The organism is Corynebacterium tuberculostearicum SK141, assembly GCF_000175635.1.
Lineage (GTDB): Bacteria > Actinomycetota > Actinomycetes > Mycobacteriales > Mycobacteriaceae > Corynebacterium > Corynebacterium tuberculostearicum_C.
This window is the reverse complement of sequence record NZ_ACVP01000031.1, coordinates 1-2,593: the sequence shown is the minus strand read 5'-3', so window position 1 is coordinate 2,593 and position 2,593 is coordinate 1. Positions and strand designations below refer to the sequence as shown.

General features: G+C 52.9%; 2 protein-coding genes. One reads left to right on the top strand and one right to left on the bottom strand.

Going from position 1 to position 2,593, the window contains the following annotated elements:
* Positions 1-1,895: VaFE repeat-containing surface-anchored protein (locus tag CORTU0001_RS09635; protein ID WP_034668702.1), on the top strand; the 1,895-nt coding region annotated here is incomplete at its 5' end.
* Between the two features lie 168 nt (positions 1,896-2,063).
* Here CORTU0001_RS09635 and CORTU0001_RS09630 read toward each other — a convergent pair.
* Positions 2,064-2,510 (bottom strand): hypothetical protein, encoded by a 447-nt coding sequence (locus tag CORTU0001_RS09630; RefSeq protein ID WP_034668701.1) that lies wholly within the window; start codon positions 2,508-2,510, stop codon positions 2,064-2,066.
* Positions 2,511-2,593: the final 83 nt, after the last annotated feature.

Below are 2,593 nucleotides of genomic sequence, written 5' to 3'. Positions count from 1 at the left end.
TAAAGTCTGAGAAGCCTTCCGAGACCACCACTCCGCAGACCACCACCACTACCGAAAAGGTTCCAGGTACGCCTGGTGATGGTGGCGAGGGTGAGACCTCTGCGTCTTCTTCCTCGGAGAAATCTTCTACCTCGAAGACCAGTGAGACCTGCGAGTCTGAGGAGCCGGGTGACTCTGAGAGCGAGAACCCTTCTGAGTCTGAGGAACCGTCTTCGTCTGAATCCAGTGAGCCTTCTGGAACCGAGTCTGTAGAGACCACGTCCTCTGCAGCTTCCGAGACTTCTAAGACTGAGGAGCCTTCGGAGTGCGGGTCGACGACTCCGGATAAGCCGGAGGAGCCGGGTACCCCTGGTGAGGGTGACGAGGAGAAGACTCCGAAGATCAGCACTAATGCTGACTTCGAGGATGGTTCTCACGAGGTTGTTGCTGGTGCCAAGATTGTCGATGAGGTGACCTATGAGGGTCTGGTTCCGGGTAAGGAATACACCTTGAAGGCTGAGCTCATTAACAAGGAGGACGGCAAGTCTGTTCTGGGTACTGGTGAGAAGACCTTCACGCCGGAGAAGTCCCACGGCATGGTTCCTGTGACCATCACCGTGAACGATGATGTGAAGGAGCCGGTTGAGGCTGCGGTTGCATTCGAGGAGTTGACCTCTACCGAGGTTGATGAGAACGGTAAGGATAAGCCTGCCGATTCTAAGACCCCGAATGAGATTGCTGATCACAAGGACATCAACGACAAGGATCAGACTGTAACTTCTGAGGAAGGCCCGAAGGTGTCCACTAATGCGGACTTCGAGGGCGGCCTGCGTGAGGTTGTTGCTGGTGCCAAGGTTGTGGACCAGGTTTCCTATGAGGGTCTGGTTCCGGGTAAGCAGTACACTCTGGATGCGCAGCTGATTTCCAAGGAGGACGGTAAGACCGTTCTTGGTGAGACCAAGGGTCACACCTTCGTTCCGGAGAGCGCTAATGGTACTGAGGCTGTCACCATCGTTGTCGATGAGAAGGTAACTGAGCCTGTTGAGGCTGCGGTTGCTTTCGAGACGCTGACTTCCACCCAGGTGGATAAGCACGGTGAGGAGAAGCCGACCGATAAGGACAACCCGAACCACGTCGGTGAGCACAAGGACATCAACGACAAGGATCAGACTGTTCCGAAGGAGGCTTCTGAGAAGACCCCGAAGATCACCACTAACGCTGACTTCGAGAAGGGTTCCCACGAGGTTATTGCTGGTGCCAAGATTGTTGATGATGTGACCTATGAGGGTCTGGTTCCGGGTAAGGAATACACCTTGAAGGCTGAGCTCATTAACAAGGAGGACGGCAAGTCTGTTCTGGGTACTGGTGAGAAGACCTTCACGCCGGAGAAGTCCCACGGCATGGTTCCTGTGACCATCACCGTGAACGATGATGTGAAGGAGCCTGTACAGGCTGCGGTTGCCTTCGAAGAGCTCACCTCCACCGAAGTCAATGACAAGGGCGAGGAGACTCCGGGTACTACTTCGGAGAAGCCGAACCACATCGCTGACCACAAGGACATCAACGACAAGGATCAGACTGTCACCTCTAAGAAGGATGGCGGAAAGACCCCATGGTGGCTCATCCTGATTCCGGGCATTGGCCTGGGCAAGATCATCAAGGACCACTTCGATGAGGTCGGCCACCAAGAGGAAAATCCGAATGATAGCCATGGTGGCAAGGGCCACCAGCCTAACCACCAGGATGCTCCTGAGGGTGAAAACTCCGGCCATGACAACGGCAGCAGCGATGCTGAGGGTCAAGAACCTGGAGAGGTTGGCAATGCACTGCCTGCCGACGCCCCGCGTGCCGACATTAAGTCCGTACCTTCCGGCGCAACTGAGCTTGAGCCGGGCATGCAGAGCTACATTAAGTAGCCTGTATCGCTGACGCGACTTAATCACTGCGAATCCCCTCCAGCGTGTGAACGCACACGCTGGAGGGGATTTCTATATGACCCGCCGTATTTATGAAATTGAAGCAGCTGTCCTACCGCGAAGAAGTGTCGCTACGTATCCACGATGTGTGGGTAACCTCGTAGTCCTTTAATCCCGTATCCATATTCGTGTTGAGGCGTGTTCCAGATCCAGCACATCGCTCCATGTAGATGGAACGAAATGTTTGCTATCAGTTTTGAACCAAATAATTCGATCCGGATCATCAAAATCAAGGTTCTTGAGGAGCGATTCTCCGGCAATGTCGTATGCCCATAAGTCATGGACATTTTCATACTCGACCGAGTATTTGTGAAAAGTTCCCCTAGGCTGAAAGACGGCTTCAAAGCCTACAAAGGCCGTTCCACTAGGTGTTTCCATTTTCAGAACGATGTATAGGAATTTATTAATCCACGTGGCAACGCCATGAAATTTCGGCAAGGAAGCGGCAGGTTCCATTCTGAACCTATTCTCACTCAAGGCATCCTCAGTGAGGATTTCTGCCAAATAGAATGCAGCGTCTTTTAAATCGAAATGATCTTTTGGGCGTAATGGCATTGTCCTAAATCCAAGGTGGGCATAACTCTACTGAACTAGCTCCCGAAGGCTGGGCTAGTTTAATTCTAGGTGGTTAGGGGGTT